Source organism: Lactonifactor longoviformis DSM 17459 (assembly GCF_900129135.1).
Classification (GTDB): domain Bacteria; phylum Bacillota; class Clostridia; order Lachnospirales; family Lachnospiraceae; genus Lactonifactor; species Lactonifactor longoviformis.
Genome location: NZ_FQVI01000026.1, coordinates 1 through 21,153, shown reverse-complemented (window position 1 = coordinate 21,153; position 21,153 = coordinate 1). Strand labels below are relative to the sequence as shown.

Annotated in this window: 13 protein-coding genes; 2 read left to right on the top strand and 11 right to left on the bottom strand. The window is 45.5% G+C overall.

Annotated features, from left to right (window positions below; genetic code table 11):
- The first annotated feature begins 41 nt into the window (after positions 1-41).
- Positions 42-947 (top strand): Na+/H+ antiporter NhaC family protein, encoded by a 906-nt coding sequence (locus BUA56_RS23045; RefSeq protein WP_158641019.1) that lies wholly within the window; start codon positions 42-44, stop codon positions 945-947.
- Positions 948-1,020: 73 nt separating this feature from the next.
- Here BUA56_RS23045 and BUA56_RS18000 read toward each other — a convergent pair whose 3' ends face one another.
- The 4 genes from BUA56_RS18000 to BUA56_RS17985 are packed head-to-tail and all read right to left on the bottom strand — an operon-like array spanning position 1,021 to position 4,338.
- Positions 1,021-1,647, bottom strand: coding sequence for a KpsF/GutQ family sugar-phosphate isomerase (locus BUA56_RS18000; RefSeq protein ID WP_072854166.1), 627 nt, complete (start codon positions 1,645-1,647; stop codon positions 1,021-1,023).
- Positions 1,648-1,663: 16 nt separating this feature from the next.
- Positions 1,664-2,473, bottom strand: a complete 810-nt coding sequence (locus BUA56_RS17995; RefSeq protein WP_072854165.1) for a nucleoside phosphorylase — start codon at positions 2,471-2,473, stop codon at positions 1,664-1,666.
- A gap of 17 nt (positions 2,474-2,490) precedes the next feature.
- Positions 2,491-2,934, bottom strand: coding sequence for a cytidine deaminase (locus tag BUA56_RS17990; protein ID WP_072854164.1), 444 nt, complete (start codon positions 2,932-2,934; stop codon positions 2,491-2,493).
- 18 nt (positions 2,935-2,952) lie between these two features.
- Positions 2,953-4,338 (bottom strand): sodium:solute symporter family protein, encoded by a 1,386-nt coding sequence (locus BUA56_RS17985; protein WP_072854163.1) that lies wholly within the window; start codon positions 4,336-4,338, stop codon positions 2,953-2,955.
- 198 nt (positions 4,339-4,536) lie between these two features.
- Here BUA56_RS17985 and BUA56_RS17980 point away from each other — a divergent pair, with 198 nt between their 5' ends.
- Positions 4,537-5,706, top strand: coding sequence for a phosphopentomutase (locus tag BUA56_RS17980; protein WP_187143907.1), 1,170 nt, complete (start codon positions 4,537-4,539; stop codon positions 5,704-5,706).
- A gap of 4 nt (positions 5,707-5,710) precedes the next feature.
- On the opposite strand, the gene BUA56_RS17975 is transcribed toward BUA56_RS17980, so the two are convergent.
- The 7 genes from BUA56_RS17975 to BUA56_RS17945 form a co-directional block, all read right to left on the bottom strand.
- Positions 5,711-6,382, bottom strand: a complete 672-nt coding sequence (locus BUA56_RS17975; RefSeq protein WP_072854162.1) for a Crp/Fnr family transcriptional regulator — start codon at positions 6,380-6,382, stop codon at positions 5,711-5,713.
- A 238-nt stretch (positions 6,383-6,620) separates the two neighbouring features.
- On the bottom strand, positions 6,621-11,642 hold the full coding sequence (locus tag BUA56_RS17970; RefSeq protein ID WP_072854161.1) for a LamG-like jellyroll fold domain-containing protein: 5,022 nt from the start codon (positions 11,640-11,642) through the stop codon (positions 6,621-6,623).
- Positions 11,643-11,662: 20 nt separating this feature from the next.
- Positions 11,663-16,207: a beta-L-arabinofuranosidase domain-containing protein gene (locus BUA56_RS17965; protein ID WP_072854160.1), complete on the bottom strand. Its 4,545-nt coding sequence runs from the start codon at positions 16,205-16,207 to the stop codon at positions 11,663-11,665.
- 423 nt (positions 16,208-16,630) lie between these two features.
- On the bottom strand, positions 16,631-17,365 hold the full coding sequence (locus BUA56_RS17960) for a response regulator transcription factor (RefSeq protein ID WP_072854159.1): 735 nt from the start codon (positions 17,363-17,365) through the stop codon (positions 16,631-16,633).
- Positions 17,358-19,079, bottom strand: coding sequence for a cache domain-containing sensor histidine kinase (locus BUA56_RS17955; protein WP_072854158.1), 1,722 nt, complete (start codon positions 19,077-19,079; stop codon positions 17,358-17,360). The genes BUA56_RS17960 and BUA56_RS17955 overlap by 8 nt, the downstream gene beginning before the upstream one ends.
- Before the next feature lie 25 nt (positions 19,080-19,104).
- Positions 19,105-20,748 (bottom strand): extracellular solute-binding protein, encoded by a 1,644-nt coding sequence (locus tag BUA56_RS17950; protein ID WP_072854157.1) that lies wholly within the window; start codon positions 20,746-20,748, stop codon positions 19,105-19,107.
- A gap of 165 nt (positions 20,749-20,913) precedes the next feature.
- Entirely contained in the window at positions 20,914-21,087 is a 174-nt protein-coding gene (locus BUA56_RS17945) for a hypothetical protein (RefSeq protein ID WP_341443427.1), read from the bottom strand.
- Between the last annotated feature and the right edge of the window lie 66 nt (positions 21,088-21,153).

Sequence of the window (21,153 nt, the reverse complement as noted above, 5' to 3'; positions counted from 1 at the left end):
CCCCGGCGCTGACGGCAGGCTGCGTAGTCTCTGGCTGCTTCATGGGCGACAAGTGGTCCCCCCTCAGTGACTCCTGCAACCTGGTGGCCGCTACCTCAGGGCGGAAGTCCATTGATGTGTCTAAGAGTATGTGCGCCACCTCCGGCGGCGCACTGGTAATCTCCCTGGTGCTATACTTACTTATTGGGTTTAAGTATAGCAGCAACACAGACATCAGCCAGATCACGGAGTATATCTCCCAGTTGGACGCTTCATTCAACATGAGCATCCTGGCTCTGCTGCCCCTGGCGTTCGTCATCATTATGGTGATCTTAAAGTTCCCTATCCTGCCGGTCCTCTTTGGCGGCGTAGTCATTGGCGTACTGGAAGCCATGATCTTTCAGGGGCAGACCCTGTCCCAGATGCTCACCACTTGCTGGAGTGGTTATGTGTGTGACTCAGGCTTTGAGTTCGTGGATACTCTGTTCACCCGAGGGGGCATCGTGGGTACGGCAGACTTAATTATGCTATTCTTTGCGGCGGTGTTCTTTGCCGGTTCGGCGGAGTCCATCGGCATTATAGATGTTATCGTCCAGCTGCTGACCAAACTCATTCACACTGCCGGCAGCCTGGTAGCTGCCACGGTCGCCACCTGTATCGGCATCGTGTTCCTCACCTCCAGCGACTACACCTCCATCATCCTGAATAACCGATTGTACAAGGAAACCTACAAGGAGATAGGTCTGGATGGCATAGTGCTCTCCAGAACCGTTGCGGAATCCACTACTACCATCGGCGCCATCTGCCCTTGGAACTCCAGCGCCATGGTGGCCTCCGCAGCCATGGGTGTAAGTGCCTTCGCATACGCGCCCCTGAGTTTTCCCACCTGGATATCTATCATTCTAGCCATCATATTTGCCTTCGCCGGAAAATTTACCCCTAAGGTTCAGGGGGAATCATCGAAATGATAGAACATATGGTTTATAACTATAATAAAGGTAATAAACGCCCTTATCTAAACGCAAAAAAGATGGCATGTTTTCAGCCATCTTTTTTGCGTTCTGATTCCCGAAGCCTTCCCAGTGCGCCGCCAGGATGACAGCGCACATATTCCTGAGGACTCCATCCGCATTCTGCCTGCAGAGCCACTGTCAAGGCCTGCAGCGTTACTATTTCTGCCAGGACAGAATTTCTCGGGGCCCGATTCAGCGGGCCTCCCTCTTCTTCTACTCCTGCATATAAAATAACATTGCTGGACTTGGCCAGCCAGCTGTTCACTTGGCCAGTTACTGCAATCAATTTGCATCCGTTGTCCCTAATAGCTTTTGCAGTGGCTTTCAGTTCCTCGGTCTCTCCGCTGTTAGAGATACAGATCACAACATCCCCTGCAATCAGCTGCCCGCAGGAGCCATGGACCGCTTCTGTACCGTCCAAAAAATAGCATGGAGTTCCGGTGGAGGAAAACAGAGAAGCGATATATGCCGCTACATGTCCTGGTTTTCCAATTCCGGTTATATGTAATCTGTTTCCTGCTTTCTGTGCATCTAGGATCAAGGCGGCTGCATTTTCATATGTCTCTGCCTCCAATTTTTTTGTCATAGTCTGAAATTCTCTATTCGCAGAGCTAAAAAAGGATTTTACTGCCCGGGCACTCTCTTCTTTTAACATAAATAGCTCCTCCTTTTCAACGGCGATACGAACTTTCTTTTTCATCCCGCTCCTTTAAAATTTTAACTGCCTCGCAAGCCGCTTTGCAGGCCCGGTATTCACCGGAGTTATCGGCAGCCCAGGTATCATGCAGGCGATCCGTCAGAACACTTAAGACAGACCCCATTCTCATTTCATGCATATAACCAACGATGAACTGCCCGGCTGAATCTGTATCAATATTTGTTACTCTTGCCTGTATCAAATCCTCCAGTAAGTGCTCTGCATGAAAAGGCCAGTAACCGTTTTCTTTGATCTTTCTTCCCTGTCCTATGTAAAGAGATGACGGGCTGTACATGATCCCATATCCATAAGTAAATCCAAGACGCTCACAGGCTTCTCCCAAAGCATTTACAACATCCAGATCTGCAACAGCCGGAAAGGCCGGTTGTACATAGCAGTCACTAGTGCCATCTGCCCGGATGGCCGCAACCGGAATAATTAAGTCCCCCGGGCGGAATCTTGGGGAAATACTTCCGGTCGTCCCTATTCTGATAGCTGTGTGCACACCGATCTGATTCAATTCATGAATACAGATCTCCCCGCTAGTCGTACCGATTCCTGTTGATACACATGCCATCTCTGTTCCCTGATAGTTTCCTCTGGCTGAACGAAACTCACGGTTAAATTGCAGCTCTTCTTTGCTCTCCCAGCAGCTGGATACAATATCTACCCGCTCAGGGGCACCCGGCAGCAAAACGTACGGTGGAACATCACCTTTTTTTAAACGGATATGATATTCTGCATCTGAGATACTTGGAAATTCTGTTTTTAACATTTTGCTCATTATAACTCCTCTTTTTTCTAATACTTTTTGCAGTCAATTCCTTTTGTCGCAGGCCCATATGCATACGGATAAATTTCACCGATTGTCATCAGTTCAATTTCTCCTTCTGTAGTGGCTCCTATGATCAACACCTCCGGATTATTATCACAAAATTCCCATATGACCTGTCTGCATTCCGCACAGGGTACTCCTGAATATGGCCCGTAACAAACCACTGCTTCGATCACCCGATCCCCGTGCATCGCCATATTCATGACCGCATTCCTTTCTGCATGTGTACTCATCTGTAAGGTTATAATTTCCACATTGCATCCTCTGTAAATCTTTCCTGATCTGCTTCTTACTGCAGCTCCCACCAAATGCTGGCTATATGGAGAATACGCATTCTTACGTGCTTCCATTGCCTGTTGTACCAGTTCCTGGTTCTCCCCGCTTAATTTGTCGAGTGTGGTAATTTCCATTGTTTTTCCATCCTTTCTCTACGCGTTTTCTCTCTTCATTCCTTCTGCCCGTCCCCGGAGCAAGCCTATAGCAAAGGGAACCGCAGAGAGCAGCAGACCGCCTAATGACGCCGGGAATGGTTCCCCAAGAAGAATCAGTATCATTGCAGATACAGCGCCGCAAATAATTGTTCCCAGCATATATCTATCCGGTATCTTCCATTCAAATGTTCCAGCTATTACAGGAAGCAGAAGGCCGGGTACATATACGGAATATCCGTACATCAGTATTGATGTCACACTTGGTACTTTTAAAGCCAATGTGAGCGCCAGCAGTCCCACTATCAGCACCAATATTCTATGCATTTTCAGTTTTGATTTTGTTTTTCCGGGACAGAGCACGGAAAAAATATCCTGCTCAATGGTTGCAGAGCACACTAAAAGCGTGGTGCTGGCAGTGGACATCGCAACTCCCACCAGAGCCGCAATCAACAGTCCCAACAAGCCTTTGGGAAGAATCTTCTGCACCAGAAGCAGCATTGCATTGGCAGGATCGATATCTGCCGGTAAGATTACCTTCGACGCAAGCCCCAGGAAGATCAATATCAGACCAAAAACTATCATCATACCAAATGCCTTAATGATACTTTTCTTTGCTGTTTTCTCATCCTTAGCCGCAAAAATACGCTGAAATGCCATCGTATCGATAAACCCTGCCGGGGCGAGCAGCCACCATGTAATCATCGTTCCTTTTGGTACATTCCCGAAAACACTGTAAAATCCGTCAATCTTTGAGGTTTCTCTCCATATATCACCCAGTTCGTAGCGGCTGATAATCAGAACAGGGATCACTACGCCAATGATCACTAAAAATAAGATTGCCTGAAATGCATCCGTATGTACCACAGCACGGAAACCGCCCAGCATTGTAAAAGTAATGATCACCAGGTATGTGATGATTACTGCCACAACCGGCTCCAAATTTGTAAATGTACTGATGACCAGCATAATCCCGGCAACTTGTCCTGCCGTCCAAGCCAGGTAATTCCAGACCGTCACTACAGAGGATGCAATACGGACCCCTTTAGAAGTATGATTATGGTCAACAATGTCCGGCAGCGTCATATACATTCTGCGTCTCAGTAACTTTGCCATTGTGACTCCCATGATGAATACTCCCAGAGGGAATGTAAACCACCACCATCCACCGGCTGTTCCATAGACATTTACATACTGTGGTGTTCCGAATAATCCGGACAATCCTGTCCAGGAAGCAAAAATCGACAGCAGTACGAAAAAGCTGCTCACACTTCTTCCTCCCAATATAAAGTCTTCTTCCGTCTTTACCGTTTTCATTGCCCTTATGCCCATAAACAGCATAATCCCTAAATACGCAAACAAAACCAATAAATCAAATGCACTCATATTTCTTCCTCCTTCTATTATTCTTTGTGCTTGACCTTATTATATTCATCCCTTCGGAACAAAACTATGCCATATGTCCTATTTTCGAGGATTTTTTTGTGCTATTTTTTAGGAAAAACAAGCTGAAACTTTCTGAAAAAGGAAAATAAAAAGGCTTGCTTTCAGGCAAGCCGGAGAAAGGATAGGAGGAGAATTTATATGATAAGAAGAATTTTTTTAATCGTGCTGGACAGTCTTGGAATTGGAAATGCAGAGGACGCTGCTGACTTTGGAGACACGGGGGCAAACACCCTACGCTCAATATCCGGTTCCCCGTTTTTTCACATTCCATTTCTCACAAAATTAGGATTCCCAACTATTGATGGTGTACATTTGCAGAGATCATCTCATGCAAGCCTTGGTGCTGTGGGCCGTCTGGGAGAGCTTTCCAAAGGAAAGGATACGACCATTGGCCATTGGGAAATCTGCGGAATTGTCAGTCATACTGCTCTTCCAACCTATCCCCGGGGGTTTCCGAATGATATCATCCAGCCTTTTTGTGAGATGACAGGACACGGCATCCTATGCAACCGCCCATATTCCGGAACCGAAGTAATACGCGACTTTGGACGGCAGCATTTGGAAACACACAAACTGATCGTTTATACAAGCGCAGACAGTGTTTTTCAGATTGCAGCCCATGAATCCTGCGTCAGTTTGGATAAGCTTTATGAATATTGCCGCATGGCAAGAAGGATTTTAGTGGGAACTAACAGTGTGGGACGAGTTGTCGCCCGTCCCTTCGCGGGAAATCCGGGCCACTTTTATCGAACACCCCACCGCCACGACTTTTCTTTAGATCCGCCGCGCCACACGGTGCTTGATTTATTAAAAGAAAACAGCTTAGACGTGATTGGAATCGGAAAAATAAACGATATTTTTGCCGGAAGAGGCCTGACTGCATACAGCTACACTTCCGGTAATGAGGAGGGTATGTCACGCACATCGTATTATCTGGAACAAAACTTTCATGGATTGTGCTTTGTCAATCTGGTCGATTTCGATATGCTATATGGACATCGCAACAACACAGACGGCTATGCAAAAGCCCTTTCTGAATTTGACAATTGGCTTGCCCGGTTCTGTCAAAAAATGAGACCTGATGACCTTCTGATGATCACCGCTGACCATGGCTGCGATCCTGGTTTTCTGAAGAGCACCGATCACTCCAGAGAGCAAGTCCCTCTTTGCATTTACGGGGAGAAAATTATCCCATATAACCTAGGCACCCGGAAAGGATTTTGTGATATCGCTGCCACGATCGCTGATATATTTCATCTGGAACATTGCCTTGATGGGCACAGCTTCTGGCCTCTCATCGCAAAATAGGCTGTCACATCATCTGCATCAGAGTACCTATGTCCTTTTTGGCAATGCATACTTTCCTGTACTCGATAGAGATAAGCTCTCTTTTTTGTAATTCCTGGAATACCCGGTTTACCGTTCTTTCACTCATTCCTGCCATTCTTGCAATCTCATAGTGAGAGCACTCCGCCACCAGCATCTCCGAATTCCGCTTGAACGGCACACTGATATCCAGCAGAGTTTTAACAACTCTGCTGGCTGCATTTTTGTATTTGATATTTCCCTGAACACTGGCGCCCTTATAACATTTATTTGCCAACTGACGCACTACAAAATCGTAAAACTTTCTGTCCATGTTAATCCACCGGGTAAACATCCGCAATTCAATACCTACCAACACCACATCTGTATTCGTGAGCACAGAAGAAGCATTCGTCATATGTCCCGAGAAAAACTCTAAGTCCCCCAGCAAGGTAAAGTCGTTCTCACTTGTAAAAACAAATTCTTTCCCATCAGAAAACGAATTCAGGATGATAAGCTCTCCTTTTACTAATATCTGAATCTTATGAACCGCATCTCCCGCTGTACATATCAAAGATTTTGCCGGATGTTCGGAAACCGACACTTCTGTTTTGATAAACTGAGGCAAATGTAAGCCTTTTTCATTTAATTTTTTCTCAAACTCTGTAAGAATATCCATCCGCAGACAATACCTCCCCGAAACGATAACTCGTCGATATAGAAATTATACTGTATCTGCCTAACTATATTCAATACAAATTTTATTCTACATCCTTCGTAGTATTTGTCACTTTAAAACATCCCCGCCGGAAACTCAATGCTGCAAAGGCACTGCTTCCTGCGGGGATGTTTTATTCCGGGATAGGAAAGGTTAAATTATAGCATCAACCAATAATCCCTCTTTATTAATATAATAATTACCTTGTCTTTGTCCAGACACCGGAAGCATTTACATAATACTTCCCAATCCAGGTCTTGCTGGCCATTGCCCCATTGGTGCGGAGATAATACCACTTTCCGGATACCTTCACCCAACCGGTTGCCATTGCTCCATTGCTCTTCAGGTAATACCAGGTCTTTCCGTCCAGCAGCCAGCCCGTTGCCATCGCTCCGCTGCTCTTCAGGTAATACCATGTCCTTCCGTCCAGCAGCCAGCCCGTTGCCATCGCCCCGCTGCTCTTCAGATAGTACCACGTCTTTCCGTCCAGCAGCCAACCCGTTGCCATGGCGCCGCTGTTCTTCAGATAGTACCACGTCTTTCCGTCCAGCAGCCAGCCCGTTGCCATCGCTCCGCTGCTCTTCAGGTAATACCATGTCCTTCCGTCCAGCAGCCAGCCCGTTGCCATCGCCCCGCTGCTCTTCAGATAGTACCAGGTATTCCCTAACTGCACCCAGCCCGTTGCCATCGCTCCGCTGCTCTTCAGATAATACCAGGTATTCCCTAACTGCACCCAGCCCGTTGCCATCGCTCCATTGTCTTTTAAGTAATACCAGGTCTTTCCATCCAGCAGCCAGCCCGTCACCATGTATTCATCTTTATTAAAATAGTACCACTTTCCGTCAACTAGTTTCCACGCATTGGAAACGTAGCTGCCGTCTGCATTTCTGTATTTCCATCTGTTTCCGCTCTGCTCCCATCCGGCTTGCACGTTTGCTATTACAGTAACCTGGAAGGATGCTTTTTTATCCTGATAGCTTACCGTTATTGTTTGACTCCCCGTTTTATTGGGTTCATATCCATTTACAGAATACCCTTCCGGACCTTCCTGGATTTCTATTTGTGAGCCGTCACTGAGATGTGCGTTTACTATAAGCCCCTTCAAATCAAGCGGTTCACCCTGGCCATATTCCGTTTTAGCAGGAGGAATGACAGTAATAGATTCTACGGAGATTTCCCCTCCGTTCCCTTTTACAACTACAGTAATGGTTACTTCATATTCCCCTACAGTTCCCTTAACTTCAAAGGTTCCTGGCTTTCCGTAGCTGGCCTCAGGAACGTTTTCCCAATTAACCGCTTCTCTTCCTATCGTACCATTTTGATATGTTACATTAACCTTTCCGGGGAGTTCCGGTGCCGTTCCCACAGTTGTTTCCACTGGATCTGGCTGTACTATACTGGCGATTTTTCTAACCGGTTCTTCCCCTGCCGCTAGGGCAGTAAGCTCATCTGTACCCAGAGCACGGTTATAGATACGGAAATCGTCAATACTTCCTTTGTACAGTTTATCGGCAGAGTAATTCGATTTTCCTATCATATTGCTTTGCATCTTACTGGTCATTACAGGAGTGAAAAGGAATCCTGAATTTTCAGCCGCCTTTACACCATTAATATATAGAGCTGCTTTAGACCCGTCAATGGTGACTGCGATATGCTGCCATACTCCAGTCTTTAATACTGATGTATTCACATGTGATTTGTCACTCTCACCGGTCCCCTCTTCATAGGCCAGTCTCGTATTATTGTTTCCATTCAGTGTCAGGAAAAGATTCGGATATGGAGGATCCGTTCCAGGGTTGCCAAAGTCAAACAGTCTTACCCAGCTGCCCAATTCATCCGGACTTACCCAAGAGGTAATTGTCATATTGTACAGGCCGTAAATAATATCCTCCGGCATCTGTATATACGAATTAGTGCCATTTAATGTTACGGCTGATCCAAGCTTTCCTTTTTCTGATACTGCCGCCCCGCCTTTAAGTACTGCATCATGGCCATTTCCTGAAATATCCTTTACAGTTGTGCCTTCCACGCTGTCAAAGTCATAATGAACTACCGGCCGGGTCTCTTCCTCAGGCATATCCGGGTATTCGGTCATATCTGCAGACATCCAGATAGCATATGGGTATTCTGTTGAAGCTTTGTAGTTCTTTCCAAAGGCGCCCGGCGCCTCTTCCCCATATCGGTACCACTGCCCGGCATTGGCAAATGGAACTACCGTAACATTTTGTTCTCCAAGCGGTGTATACATCTTCACCTTATAGCCGTTCCCGAAGATACGGGGATCGTCATAATTAATCTCCTCCGCTGCCTCAACAGCCCTTCCCTTTTCCGGATTTATTACACCGCTGTTAGTAACCTTTGCCACATCTGAACCAAAGGCTGCTTGTGACTCCTCCTTGCTCATAAACGCGGAATCCATACAGTATACCATTGGACCTTTCTTCATAGCCCACAGCCCGTCGTTAGAGTTGTCCCCCTGCACCCAGGTTAGTTTGGAGGGATAAGTAATATCAACGATATCTCCGGCTGCGACATTGAGTACGGCATATTCTCCAGCTGTTGCTGCTGTAACAGTCTCGCCGTTTACCTGAATGGTCGGATTCTCCACCCAGTCAGGGATTCTCACTTTCACAGTGTTTGCTGTAGAACCTTCCATAATTTCCAATTGAATGCTGTCATCCTCGGGATAGTTGGTACTTTGTTTCAAATGCATAATCTCGCCATTGCCCAGTTCTATATTAGCTTCACTCTCAATAAATTGATTGACATAAACCTCTGAATCTGATTTCGAGTATATATAATATGGTATATATGACTGCATCCTCATGCCAGATGACGAACAGCAGTCCGGAAAGTTAACGCCATCAACACCGGCAGAGTTGAATCCTGTATAAAACAATTCTGTCTTACCGTTCAGGGCCCTGTGATAACTATATCCATCTCCATCGATAGTGGACGTAGCGAACATATGATTAAAAAGAACGTTTTCTACTATCTGCTGATATTGTGCATCCTGCGTTAGTTCAAATAAGTTATTATTCAGCAGTGTCCATGAGTTTGTAGCACAAGTCTCCCCCACACTACCTGTATTGGGAAGATTGTGGCCCGCCTCATAGTGCTCGCCGACTGACACGGTCCCAGTAATATACATTTGCCTGCCTGTAATATCCTTCCACGCTCCCACTACCTTATCCAGGTATGTTGAATCCCCGGTTTCCTGGTATTTCTTCAGGAATCCCAAGAAATTCATCTGGAACGTATGGGCATGTACATAATGCTGTATCTCATCGATTCCCATCTCTCCGGATGCTACCTTGTCAAGATCCGCATATGGGGTATCTCCATATCCATTATAGCTGGATGCCCATTTGTCAATATTGCTGATGGTCCAGTCTGTCCATTGAGAATACGCCCCTGACTTAGACCCGTCTTCCACAATGCCCGCCAGTTTCATGATTGGATCTATGAGCAAAGTACCTTCCCAACCCTGATGAACGGCATGACCAGCGACAGTTGCTCCATTATCCGTGCCATAGTTAGGTACTATCGGCCAGAACTCCTTTTTATTCATATTGGATTCCGTTCCATCCTGATAGCATACCTTTGTATGTTCGTCACCGATGGTTGCCACCAGATAATCGGCCAATTTTACTGCACAATCCAGAGCCTTATCCGCTAAAGCAGTATCATCTCCCCGGTATTTCTCGTATACATTGATCAGTCCATTTAATGTGGAATACATCTCATACGGATCCATTCCCTTTACCGGAGAACTGTTTCGGAGACTTGCAGTAGAATTGCCAAGATATCCTGCAAACTGATTGTATCCGGTTGCGCTTTTGTCCTCCACAGTCTGAGTTGCCGCAAGCTGTTCTACCACATCTGTGATGGCCGCCTTTATCTCGCCATCCTTATCCAGCCACTTATAATTTGCCATGGCCTCCAGCCATTTTCCAGGCTGCTCACCTTCCAGCCATCTCCAGTGAGAATGACTGTGATTCTTGTATTCGTCCAGACTTATCTGCATTCGCTGTTTGTATAGGAAGTCCATTCCATAAACATTTGCAGCATCCTCGAGCCTTGCCCCAATAGTCCCGCCTACATTCAGGATCTCATCTGAGCTTAACTTCTTAAGCCCTTCTACCGGCTGGTTTGCCTTTACTACGGTGACCTCAAAGTCTTTCGTCTCTGTTGCCGTTCCGTATGTGACAGTTGCAGTCAGCTTTACCAGGTTGTCCTCTTCCCCTCTTGTTACTGCGGCGGTTCCGCCTTCGTCAATTTTAATAGCCTCGTCAAAAGATTCCCAGGAAATTGACGAACCGCTCTTTCCTTCCAGAGGCAGCAAAAAGTCTTCTGTAACCCTCTGAGGAATATTGATACTCTCTGCATCCTGTTTTGCATAATCCGTGTCTCCGAGTCCGGCAATCTCTCCTACCTGCTGTTCAGACAATGCCTGATCAAATATGCGTATGTCATCTAACACACAGCCGATACCAGCGTCTCCATAACCTGATTTTCCAATCAGCAGTTCTGCAGCATCCATATTTTTTGTAATGGAAGCGCCGCTCACAGTATTGCTCACAAACGCTGCACCATCCTTATAGATGATATGTTCCCCTGTGGCACTGTCAAATGTTGCTGTAATATTAGTCCATTTATCCTTGGGCAGCAGCTCCTCAGAATTTCCCTTCTGAACCGCCATGTTAGCCCCATCTGTAACCAATGCCATGGCTTCTCCGCTTGTCCATCCCAGAAACCAGCCGTCGCTCTTCCACGCATCTCTGTCAGTCTCTTTCATTTCCTTGTTCCAGAGTACCCTGCCCTCTTTATTTGTGCCCGAAGTACGTTTAAGCCATACAGATACGGTAATATCCTGAGGATTCAATTCATCTGTGTTTGGTACGGTTAAATATCCGGTATTTCCGCTGGTATTGTCCAGGAGAACTGCTTTGCCGCCGTTATAACCTTCCTTGACTGTCACTTTATCGTGGACTGTGACCATCTGTTCTCCTGCGGCAAATGAATCTGTTACTTCTGTGCCTGTCTCTTCAGTAAGACTCTCAAAATCCATTTCAAAAATCGGATCAGGCATTTGTTCATTGTGGGCAGACACCTGTTCCCCGTTTTCACCTTCTGCCCAGACAGGTATAAGCATTGTCTGTCCAACCAATGCAGAAGTCAGTACCAGAGATAAAAACCGCACATACTTTTTTCTTTTCATTATATACTCCTTTCTAACGATCATCGCGTCTTTGTCCAGACACCGGAAGCATTCACATAATAATTTCCAATCCAGGTCTTACTGGCCATTGCCCCATTGTCGCGGAGATAATACCACTTTCCGGATACCTTCACCCAACCGGTTGCCATCGCACCATTGCTCTTCAGGTAATACCACGTCTTTCCGTCCAGCAGCCACCCCGTTGCCATCGCTCCGCTGCTCTTCAGGTAATACCACGTCTTTCCCTCCAGCAGCCACCCCGTTGCCATCGCTCCGCTGCTCTTCAGGTAATACCACGTCTTTCCGTCCAGCAGCCACCCCGTTGCCATCGCTCCGCTGTTCTTCAGATAGTACCAGGTCTTTCCCTCCAGCAGCCAGCCTGTTACCATGGATCCGCTGCTCTTAAGATAGTACCAGGTATTCCCTAACTGCAGCCAGCCTGTTACCATGCCTCCGCTGCTCTTCAGATAATACCAGGTATTCCCTAACTGCAGCCAGCCTGTTGCCATGGCTCCATTGCCTTTTAAGTAATACCAGGTCTTTCCCTCCAGCAGCCAGCCTGTCTGCATTATTCCGTCCTGGTTACAGTAAAACCAAGTACCATGGTCATCGATCCAGCCTGACATCCGGTATCCATCCGGATTAAAGTAATACCATTTTCCCTCGATTATTTTCCACTCGGAAGCCGGCCGTGTTCCGTCCCCATTGTCATACCACCAGCCATTCTGATCTTTTTCCCAATGAGGCTCCTTAATATCCGGTTTCTCAAGCTCCTCAATTTTGTCTGCCAGAGCAGTGAGCTTCTCCTGCATTTCTGTCCCGATGAGAGCTTTCTGCTCATCGCTAAGTGACTCGAATTTATCCATAGCTTCAGTGACACTGTCCCTATCGTCTAATGTAACCTCCTCTACAGACGGAAGGGCCTCTATCTTTTCCAGAACTTCCATTGCCTCCTCAAGCCCTGTAAACTCTGTATCCGCATCCAGTTTCCACTCCCTGATGGCCGCAGAAGACTTGCCTTCATTCAGCATGGTCATCCTGAGGCCTTTCGTTACTACCTCATCAAACTCATACCGATTATCCTGATCCTTTACGAATTCTGTATAGTCCTCTGTCCGGGAAACCTCTTTCCAGTCACCATTTCGATCCAAATACTCTATTCTCAGACCTTTTGGCACCTGTGCGCCGTCTCCGTCATCATACCAATTAACAATGCAGCCCTTCACTTTAATGTATTTGTCAAAAGTATAACTCACCCATGGGTCTTTTAATACCTCACCTTCCTTCCAGCAGCACCAGAAGGTCTTTACATCACCATCGTTTATCTTGTCAATCTGGTTGAACTTTGGATTGTAATATATGGTATCCACAGCTGCCTGCTGCTCCAGTGACAACGCATCCTGGTCTCTTACAAATACCTGCATGGTATCTGAACCACGGTTATTCCATGCGTAATAGGGAATAAAAGTCCACTCTGCATCCTCTTTTGCCCCAGACGTATAGATACTCCCGTCTGCATGAATGACAAGCCCTCTTTTCGTACCATAGCTGTTGGGCTGGCTGGAGTCATCATTGGTAAGTACATTATCTACCAATTCCTCTTTGAAAGAATTACCCAGATATGCATTGCTTACTTTAAAGGCATTATCTTTGCCTTCTGCAGCATATACAATGGGGCCCCGCTTTACTGCCGCTAATCCCTTATTGGAGGCAACGCGTTCATCTGAATGATATTTTTCTGTCTCCATGGGCAGTGTAACTTCGATGATATCCCCGGTATTCCATGTTCTGCTGATTACCGCATAACCTTTATCCAGAGAATCCCCGCCGCAGGAAATAGTTTCACCGTTTACAGAAATGCTGTTTGCACCAGCAGCCCACTCGGGGATACGCAGTTTAAGTGCAAAAGCAGCATTCTCTGCATTTTGTATGGTAAGTTTGGCGTTTCCGTACCATGGCATATCGGTTTCCATAGACAGCTTTATATCCTGTCCTCCCACTGTGATGTCTGCCTCGTTTCCGATATACAGATTGACTGCAACACTGGAACCATCCTGCGCATAGATGTATCCGCCAAGTGCCGTTATTGTCCTCATCAGGTTAGGCGGGCAGCAAGCGCATCCAAACCATGGGGAACGTCCTAAATTGCCAGTACTGCTCATAGGATTCTGATAAAAGAACTTATCTCCGTCAAAGTTAACGCCAGAAATCACACTGTTATACAATGCAGTTTCAAGGGTATCAATATATTTGCTGTCACTGTACAGCAGGTTCATCCGCTGTGACCACATCATACTGCCAATATTAGCACAGGTTTCCGCATACGCATTGTTATTGGGCAGGTAGTAGGAGTCACCGAAGCCTTCCGAGGAAGAGCTTCCGCCCTTTGATCCAATACCTCCGGTTACATAGGTCTTTGTCTGCAGATCATCCCAGATGGAATGCAGTGCATTGTCGTAAGTATCACTGTCAATTAATGTCTCCACATCTGTCATGGCGGTATACTGATACATAGCTCTTACCGCATGTCCAACGGCTGTGGTCTGTTCGGCGACAGGGGCATGGTTTTGTCTGTAATAAGGATCGTTTGCGAATCCATCCACGAAACCGCCGTGAGTCATCTCGTATCCCCGCTTATCCAAAAAGAACTTTGCCAGGTTGACATAATCTGTTGCTTTGGAAGCATAGTCTACATCGTTCCTCTCTCCGACTTCCTGGCATACCTGTGCAAGTTTAACCAATGCCAGCTCTATCTCCTGATGTCCCGGATAGGATTCCCACTTTCCCCGGCCAAAGAGGCGGTTCATCATATCCGCATTCCTTACAGCAACATCCAATAGTCTTAAGTCTTCATACTGCGTCCCACGGGTATATGCCACTGCCGCTTCATAGAAATGGCCGAAGCAATACATTTCGTGATCATGAAAGTTCGTAAGTTTTGCGGGACGATTAGGGTTAGACGCCATATCCAGCGTAAAATACGTGTCCAGATACCCGTCGTATTGGCCCATTGCCTCATTGTCCGCGGGAGCGCCGCTTTCGTCTTCATATTTCTCCTGAGCGCCTTCAATATATGGAATCCAGGTATTCAGTTTATCTCTGAAGTTATCCTGCTGGGCAATAATTTCCTCATCCCCCGCAGGGTCTATCTGGAGGGCGTAACTCATGGCTTCGATCATTTTGTAGGGATCGGTATCCAGGAAATACAGGTTGTCCGCATAGCCATCCTGCTTTTCCCCGGATCGGAAACAGGGATCGTAAGAAGCATCCTGCTCAATGGCGCCATTTTTTATAGCGGCATTTCTCAAATTATCTATGCCTCCCCTGTATGCCTCAATATTTGTTATCCCTGTATTGATTACCTTACACAAAAACTGCTTTTGCTGTGCAGACCAGAACTTATCCTTAAGTACTACATTGTTAAATGTTACCGCTTTGGATACAGACTCCCTTTTCTGGCTGGGGATTGTTATGTCAAATTCTTTATCCACCGACGTTCCGCCTTCCCCCAGGGAAATGGTTGCTACCAGGACAGCACCTATATCCTCGCTCCCCCTGGTGACTATGGCTTTGTTTCCGTTTTCTACAAATACAGCCTCTGACGCCTCTTTCAGGCTCCAGGTAATATTGCTGCCCCAAAGCCCCTTGCTCTGAAGGGTAGTATCGTAGAATAATTGATTGTTGTCTCCCAATTCTAATGCGTCAGCAGCTTCTGCCAGCTTCTCCTCCGCATGAATACCACAAAGCTCTTCCACCTGCTCCTGGGTAGCCGCAGCGTTATAAATTTGCAGATCGTCGATTGCCCCTGTCATATTGCTGGGGGAATATCCGCTTTTTCCAACGTATTTATTACCTTCTGTAGGATTGATAACACCGTCTCCGGTTGTCTTCATATTGGTAGTTTGTTTTATCCCATTTCGGTAAAAATCAATCTCTTTTGTTTCACTGCTGTAGACCGCTACCACATGAACCCATTCTCCTTCAGGAAAAAACTGCTTTGTGGTGCCCGTAAATCCCAAATGTGACTTACCTATCATCAGGTTTACGGCCCCATGTAAGTTCAGGGTGAGATACCATCCATCTTTGTCCCAGGAAGACTGTTCCTTACACCACAGGAGAATCTGCTCTCCCTGATATCCCCCTTCCGGGGCTTTAACCCAAAAGGATAATGTCAAATCCTTGGGCTGGAGTTTTTCTGAATTCCCCAGACTTATCTTTGCTCCATTTAACTCTATAGCCTGACCGGTTTCGTCATGACCAGTTACGTACTCCGGAGTTCCGGACTCTACTGCAGGGCTTATCTCCTTATCCCCTGCGTTATTTGCAGTATCTCCTTCAAACTCCATATCCAATATTTTACCGGCCTCGAGGGAATCCCCGGCATCTGTTGTCAGCAAATCTGCCGTATCCTCTGTAACCTCCCCGGCAGGTTCTTGTTCTTCCGGGACAATTTCGTTTTCCTGGGTCTGCAGCTCTGCCGCCCTTACCTCTGCGGCCGGATACGCGGTAAGAACTGTGGTGGTCAGCATACACCCAGCCAGCATCGACGCTATTAATCTCTTCATTCTTATTCTCCTTTTACATAGCCAGTTGATTGTTCCTAATTTTCCTGTTTAAAAAAGCTGTATATGTTAGATTTCCCCCCTTTCTATTTTCATTTCGTGCAATAAAAAAACAGCTATTTTATTTTAGAAAATTTTGTGCAAAATCTCCTATTGTATACTATACCAAAAGAATAGCAAATAAAATATCTGTATATTTATTTATTATGTTCAATATTTATAGATTTTTAATTTTAAAATCTGTAATGTTTGTTTTTATACGATTATTGTAATTTTATTTACGATATAAAAAAAGCTTTTTATAATTATGAGACCAATGTACCTCATGTTTTAATTATAAAAAGCTTTAACCCAAATACATATGCAATTATTTCCGATTTTTTGTAATTATTTCTTTGTTCAGACGACCAGTCATCTATAAATGCTTCACAGCGTTTTGCGGTATTTACTTGGGGTTATACCGGTGATTTTTTTAAATACCCTGGTAAAGTAAAAATAATCATGATATCCTACCGATTCTGCTATGGATTCCACAGACAAAGTCTCATCCTTTAAAAGTTCTTTAGCCTTCTGCATTCTTCTGGACGCCAGATATTCTGAAAAGGAAAGTCCCAGTTCTTCCTTTAACAAACGGCTTAAATGGCTGATACTGATCCCGTACTTTTCCGCCAAATCACCTAAGGACACATCCGACAGATACGTTTCCTGTATTTCCTTTACAACCCGCCTGATAATAGTAGGGTTAAACTCCTCGTCAGGTTCAGCCTCAGTTTGTTCTCCTCTCTCTGCCTGTATTTTCTGCAGAAGCCCCTGTAATACTTCATTCAGCTTTCCCTGTTCAATGGGTTTTAATAAGTAGTCAAAAGCCCCCTGTCTCAGCCCCTCTCTGGCATATTCAAATTCCGCATAACCGCTGATAAGGACCACCTTCGTTCCCAGTCCTTCCTCGTTTATTTTCTCTAAAAGCTCTAAGCCGCTTAATCCTGGCATACGTATGTCCGTAATCAGTATATCCGGCCTTTTTGTACGGACTTCCTCTAATGAGGTAACGCCATTAGCAGCCTCCCCCATTACATAAAAGGGCAACCCTGAGCGTTGGATTAGTTTCTTCAGTCCCACTGTGATCCACACTTCATCATCCGCCAAAAATACTTTATACATTTTCTCCTCCTTGTGTTTTCACCTTGTTCGGCACTATAATCGTTATCTTTGTACCTCTGTCCAGTTCGCTTTCTATGGTAAATGATACTTCCCCCTCGTAGAACAGAAACAGTCTCTGGTAAATATTAGGCATTCCAATCCCTTTTTGATTCTCCTGCCTTTCCAGTCCCTCTCTGATCCCCTGCAATTTTTGGGGATCTATGCCGCATCCATTATCCTCCACGATAAAGAGCAGTTTGTCATTCTCCAGCTGGCGTATTCTGACATAAACTTCACCTCCCTGTATCGTCTGTTCCAGGCCGTGAAACACCGCATTTTCCACCAAAGGCTGAAGAATCAATTTAATTACCTTTTTCTCCTTAACTCCTTCCTCCATATCCGTAATGACTTTGATCCTGTCCATGAATCTATAGTGAATTATCTTAGCGTATTCCCGTATGTAGGCAGCCTCCTCCTCCACGGAAACAATATTATCCCCCTTAACGGCAAATCTGAAAACATTAGCCAGCGCCATGGTAATCTCTGCGATATCGTCTGCATCATAGTATAGGGCCATGGAACGGATACATTCAAAGGTATTGTATAAAAAGTGAGGATTAATCTGGTTTCTATAGGCAAGCACCTGCAGCTGCTTTTTTGCCAGTTCCGCTTCGTATCTCTTTCTTTGCGCTTCCTGAATCTCTCCGGCTGCCTGTTCTTTTTCGTCTAACATTGTATTCAAATTACGCACCACTGTTCCTATCTCATTCTCCTTCCGGGGAATCAGACGATTTTTGGGCTCTGCTACTATATTCTGAATAAAGTTGTCCACCTGCCGGAGAGGCAGCACCAGATTCTTATAGGAAAAATACAGTAGTCCCGCCAGCACTGCAAACGCCATCCCGTATGCTAGTACTATAAAGGAATACTGACTGTTCATCTTACCGGAAAGGTCTGAAAGGGATATTCGGCTGACAACTCTCCATCCGTCCATTTTCAGCGGTTTTACCTGTACACTATATTCTGAGGAGGACTCCATTTTGCTTCGTTCAAGCCTCCCGCTTTCCATGCCGCCGACCGATGCCATAATTTTATCGCTTCCGTCTACCAGATAAACCTGGCTCTTTCCGGTAACCGGAGCATGCTCCAGATATCTTGTAAAATTATTCGTCTTCATAACAAGCACGCACATTCCTATCTGCTCTCCGTACGTTACGCTGTCAAGATCGAACACAGGAAAATAGATCACATAGTAAGGTGCCTTAGACTGCTGCAGATAAAAAATATTGCTGAACTCTATTTTTTTCTTTAAAACATGAATAAATTGCATCTCATCCGTTTCACTCCGCTCTTTTCCCATACTGGCAATCCGATTCATACTCATGTCGTACAGATATATTTCTGAAATGTCTTTTTCCAGAAGAACGGTATTTAAAAAGACAGAAGATACATTTTCCATAGCGAGCACTCTGTCAACGGCATCCATCGTAAAATAACTATATACCGTGGGCGAATATGCCATGGTGGTGGCCACATGATTTACAGAATCATAGTACTCCTCCGCCTGTCCGGCAACTTGGTCTAAGAATTTATTACTTGCCTCAAGAGTATTCTCTCTTATGGTTCTCTCTATATACTGATTCGTAACGATAAAAGCTGTTAAAAGCATCGCCATCATAAATACCGTCAGCACAATCAGCTGAAGAAATAAGCTCTTTTTTAATCTTTCTAACACTCTCTGCTTCCTTTCTTGTCCGGTATCAATTCACTTTTGTAATGGTTCGGCCGTACTCCGCACAGTTTTCTTTATACTTCATATTTTTCTGAGCATCAAGTTCATATATACCCAGTTCCTCCATCCTTCTTATAAAGGTCTCATACTCTTTGTCAAACGCTTCGTCATCCGCAGCTAAGAGTATCATGGGAATCTGGTTTTTTTTCCAGCCCCTGATATCCCCCTCCATCTTAAGATAATCACTATTGGGGGGAAGAGATTCTGTCAGACCGCTCAGCAGGGAACTGTCAAAAGTAACCGTATCTTTATCTTTGGCATAGGCAGTAGTAAGCTCTGCCTGGGCTCTTGCTATTGTTCCCTCTTCCAGCGGGGCCATTACGCTTCTCTGCCAGGCAGTATTAGCAAACATCCACCAAGCCCACACACCAGTCTTAGAATATTCCCTTGTAGCGGCATCCCCCTCCTCTGTCCAGCTTACAAGTCCCTCGTCATCGCGGGTATAATGAATCCCTTCATATCCAAAGCCCCACAGCATCATTCCCCCATCACTGGTCATATAATCAATCCAGTCAGCTGTCTCCTCCGGATGTTCGCAGTCTTTTGAAATAAAAGTTCCAATCCACCCGGTGGAAGCCCTCATATTTTTTCCGTGAACCGGACGTTTTTCCTCAGTTTTCCGGATAGGACCCGAAGACACCCACAGTCTGGAATCAGCCCCTGTGTTCGCAGTATTTCCAATAAAACAGAGAACCCTTCCGCTTACCATTAAATTATGAATCTGATCATTATCCATAGTCAGCTGCCCCGGATCCATATATCCCGCCCTTACTGCCTTATTAATAAAGTACAGGGCATCCCTTGTCTCCGGCTGAAGCATAATATCCTTATAGTTCCCATCCTCATCCACATATTCTCCTCCATATGTAGTTTCCAGAAAAGATAGAGTACTCTCCTGGTACGCATCTCCATCAATTAAAAGAGGGATAACCGGACTTCCGTCTGCCCCAGTCCCTGTATTTTTTATTTTCTCAAAAGCTGAAAGAATCTGCTCCTCCGTCTTCAATTCATCCGGATGCATTCCTATTTGCCCCAGCAGTTCCTTATTCCATATAATCGTGTACGGATCCTCATAATTTATCAGATCCCAATAATACTGTGAACTGGGTTTCCAGATTTTATAGGAATCCCGGGACTCCATATGGGAAGGAATGGCATACCAGCCCCCATCCCGCTTAACCAATTCTTTTTTCACGTCCTCAGGGAAGTTCTTATAAAACTGGGAATCCGGCTTATACTTTTGGAAGAACTCACCTAAGTCCCATACCTTTCCGGACGTTACCAGCTGTCCCAAAACTGTCGGATCAGTTATAGAAATTATGTCCGGAAGATCATTATTAATTAACATAAGACTCAGCTGTCTGTCTGCATCCCGGGCAGGAACAGTAACATCCACGGTAACCCCCGTATTCCGGGAGATATCCCCTGTGATCGTTCCCTCTGTAACATCCCAGGCAGGAGGCCTCCAAAATTCTACATCAGAAAATAGTGTTAACTGCGTATACCCCGGGTCTCCGGTTACATCGCTATCATCTGAATGCTTATCCTCCATACAGCCGGTGAGAAGAGATAAATATAAAAGCAGCACAACCCCTACCACAACCTTTTTCATCTAAGCATCTCCCTTACTCCTTAAAATCCATTTCCTACCTTTTATTATGTAAAATTTTATCACATATATTTAAAACAAACTATGGGGAAATAAAATCGAGTAGGAGGGAGTGATTAACTCCCGTCCTCTCACACCACCGTGCGTACCGTTCGGTACACGGCGGTTTCAATAGTTGACGTGCACAGACTGATAGGCAGTGGCTAAATCATAGAAGCCACTGTTTATCAATCTTTCTTTTGTTAATGCTCTGTTGACCGCTCCCATTCCCGATACATACCAGTATTTCCTGCGGCTGTTTGCCGCCTGATGTGCAAAATATTCGGGTATTCCGTGTTTCATAAGGTTTCTTTTCCTTGTTTTGGGTAACTTCCACTGTTTCCATATGCACATACGAATACGGTGATA

Excerpts from the sequence above, each read along its gene's own strand:
- BUA56_RS23045 (WP_158641019.1), top strand. The coding sequence starts at position 42 with ATGGGCGACAAGTGGTCCCCCCTCAGTGACTCCTGCAACCTGGTGGCC.
- BUA56_RS18000 (WP_072854166.1), bottom strand. The coding sequence starts at position 1,647 with ATGTTAAAAGAAGAGAGTGCCCGGGCAGTAAAATCCTTTTTTAGCTCT.
- BUA56_RS17995 (WP_072854165.1), bottom strand. The coding sequence starts at position 2,473 with ATGAGCAAAATGTTAAAAACAGAATTTCCAAGTATCTCAGATGCAGAA.
- BUA56_RS17990 (WP_072854164.1), bottom strand. The coding sequence starts at position 2,934 with ATGGAAATTACCACACTCGACAAATTAAGCGGGGAGAACCAGGAACTG.
- BUA56_RS17985 (WP_072854163.1), bottom strand. The coding sequence starts at position 4,338 with ATGAGTGCATTTGATTTATTGGTTTTGTTTGCGTATTTAGGGATTATG.
- BUA56_RS17980 (WP_187143907.1), top strand. The coding sequence starts at position 4,537 with ATGATAAGAAGAATTTTTTTAATCGTGCTGGACAGTCTTGGAATTGGA.
- BUA56_RS17975 (WP_072854162.1), bottom strand. The coding sequence starts at position 6,382 with ATGGATATTCTTACAGAGTTTGAGAAAAAATTAAATGAAAAAGGCTTA.
- BUA56_RS17970 (WP_072854161.1), bottom strand. The coding sequence starts at position 11,642 with ATGAAAAGAAAAAAGTATGTGCGGTTTTTATCTCTGGTACTGACTTCT.
- BUA56_RS17965 (WP_072854160.1), bottom strand. The coding sequence starts at position 16,207 with ATGAAGAGATTAATAGCGTCGATGCTGGCTGGGTGTATGCTGACCACC.
- BUA56_RS17960 (WP_072854159.1), bottom strand. The coding sequence starts at position 17,365 with ATGTATAAAGTATTTTTGGCGGATGATGAAGTGTGGATCACAGTGGGA.
- BUA56_RS17950 (WP_072854157.1), bottom strand. The coding sequence starts at position 20,748 with ATGAAAAAGGTTGTGGTAGGGGTTGTGCTGCTTTTATATTTATCTCTT.
- BUA56_RS17945 (WP_341443427.1), bottom strand. The coding sequence starts at position 21,087 with ATGAAACACGGAATACCCGAATATTTTGCACATCAGGCGGCAAACAGC.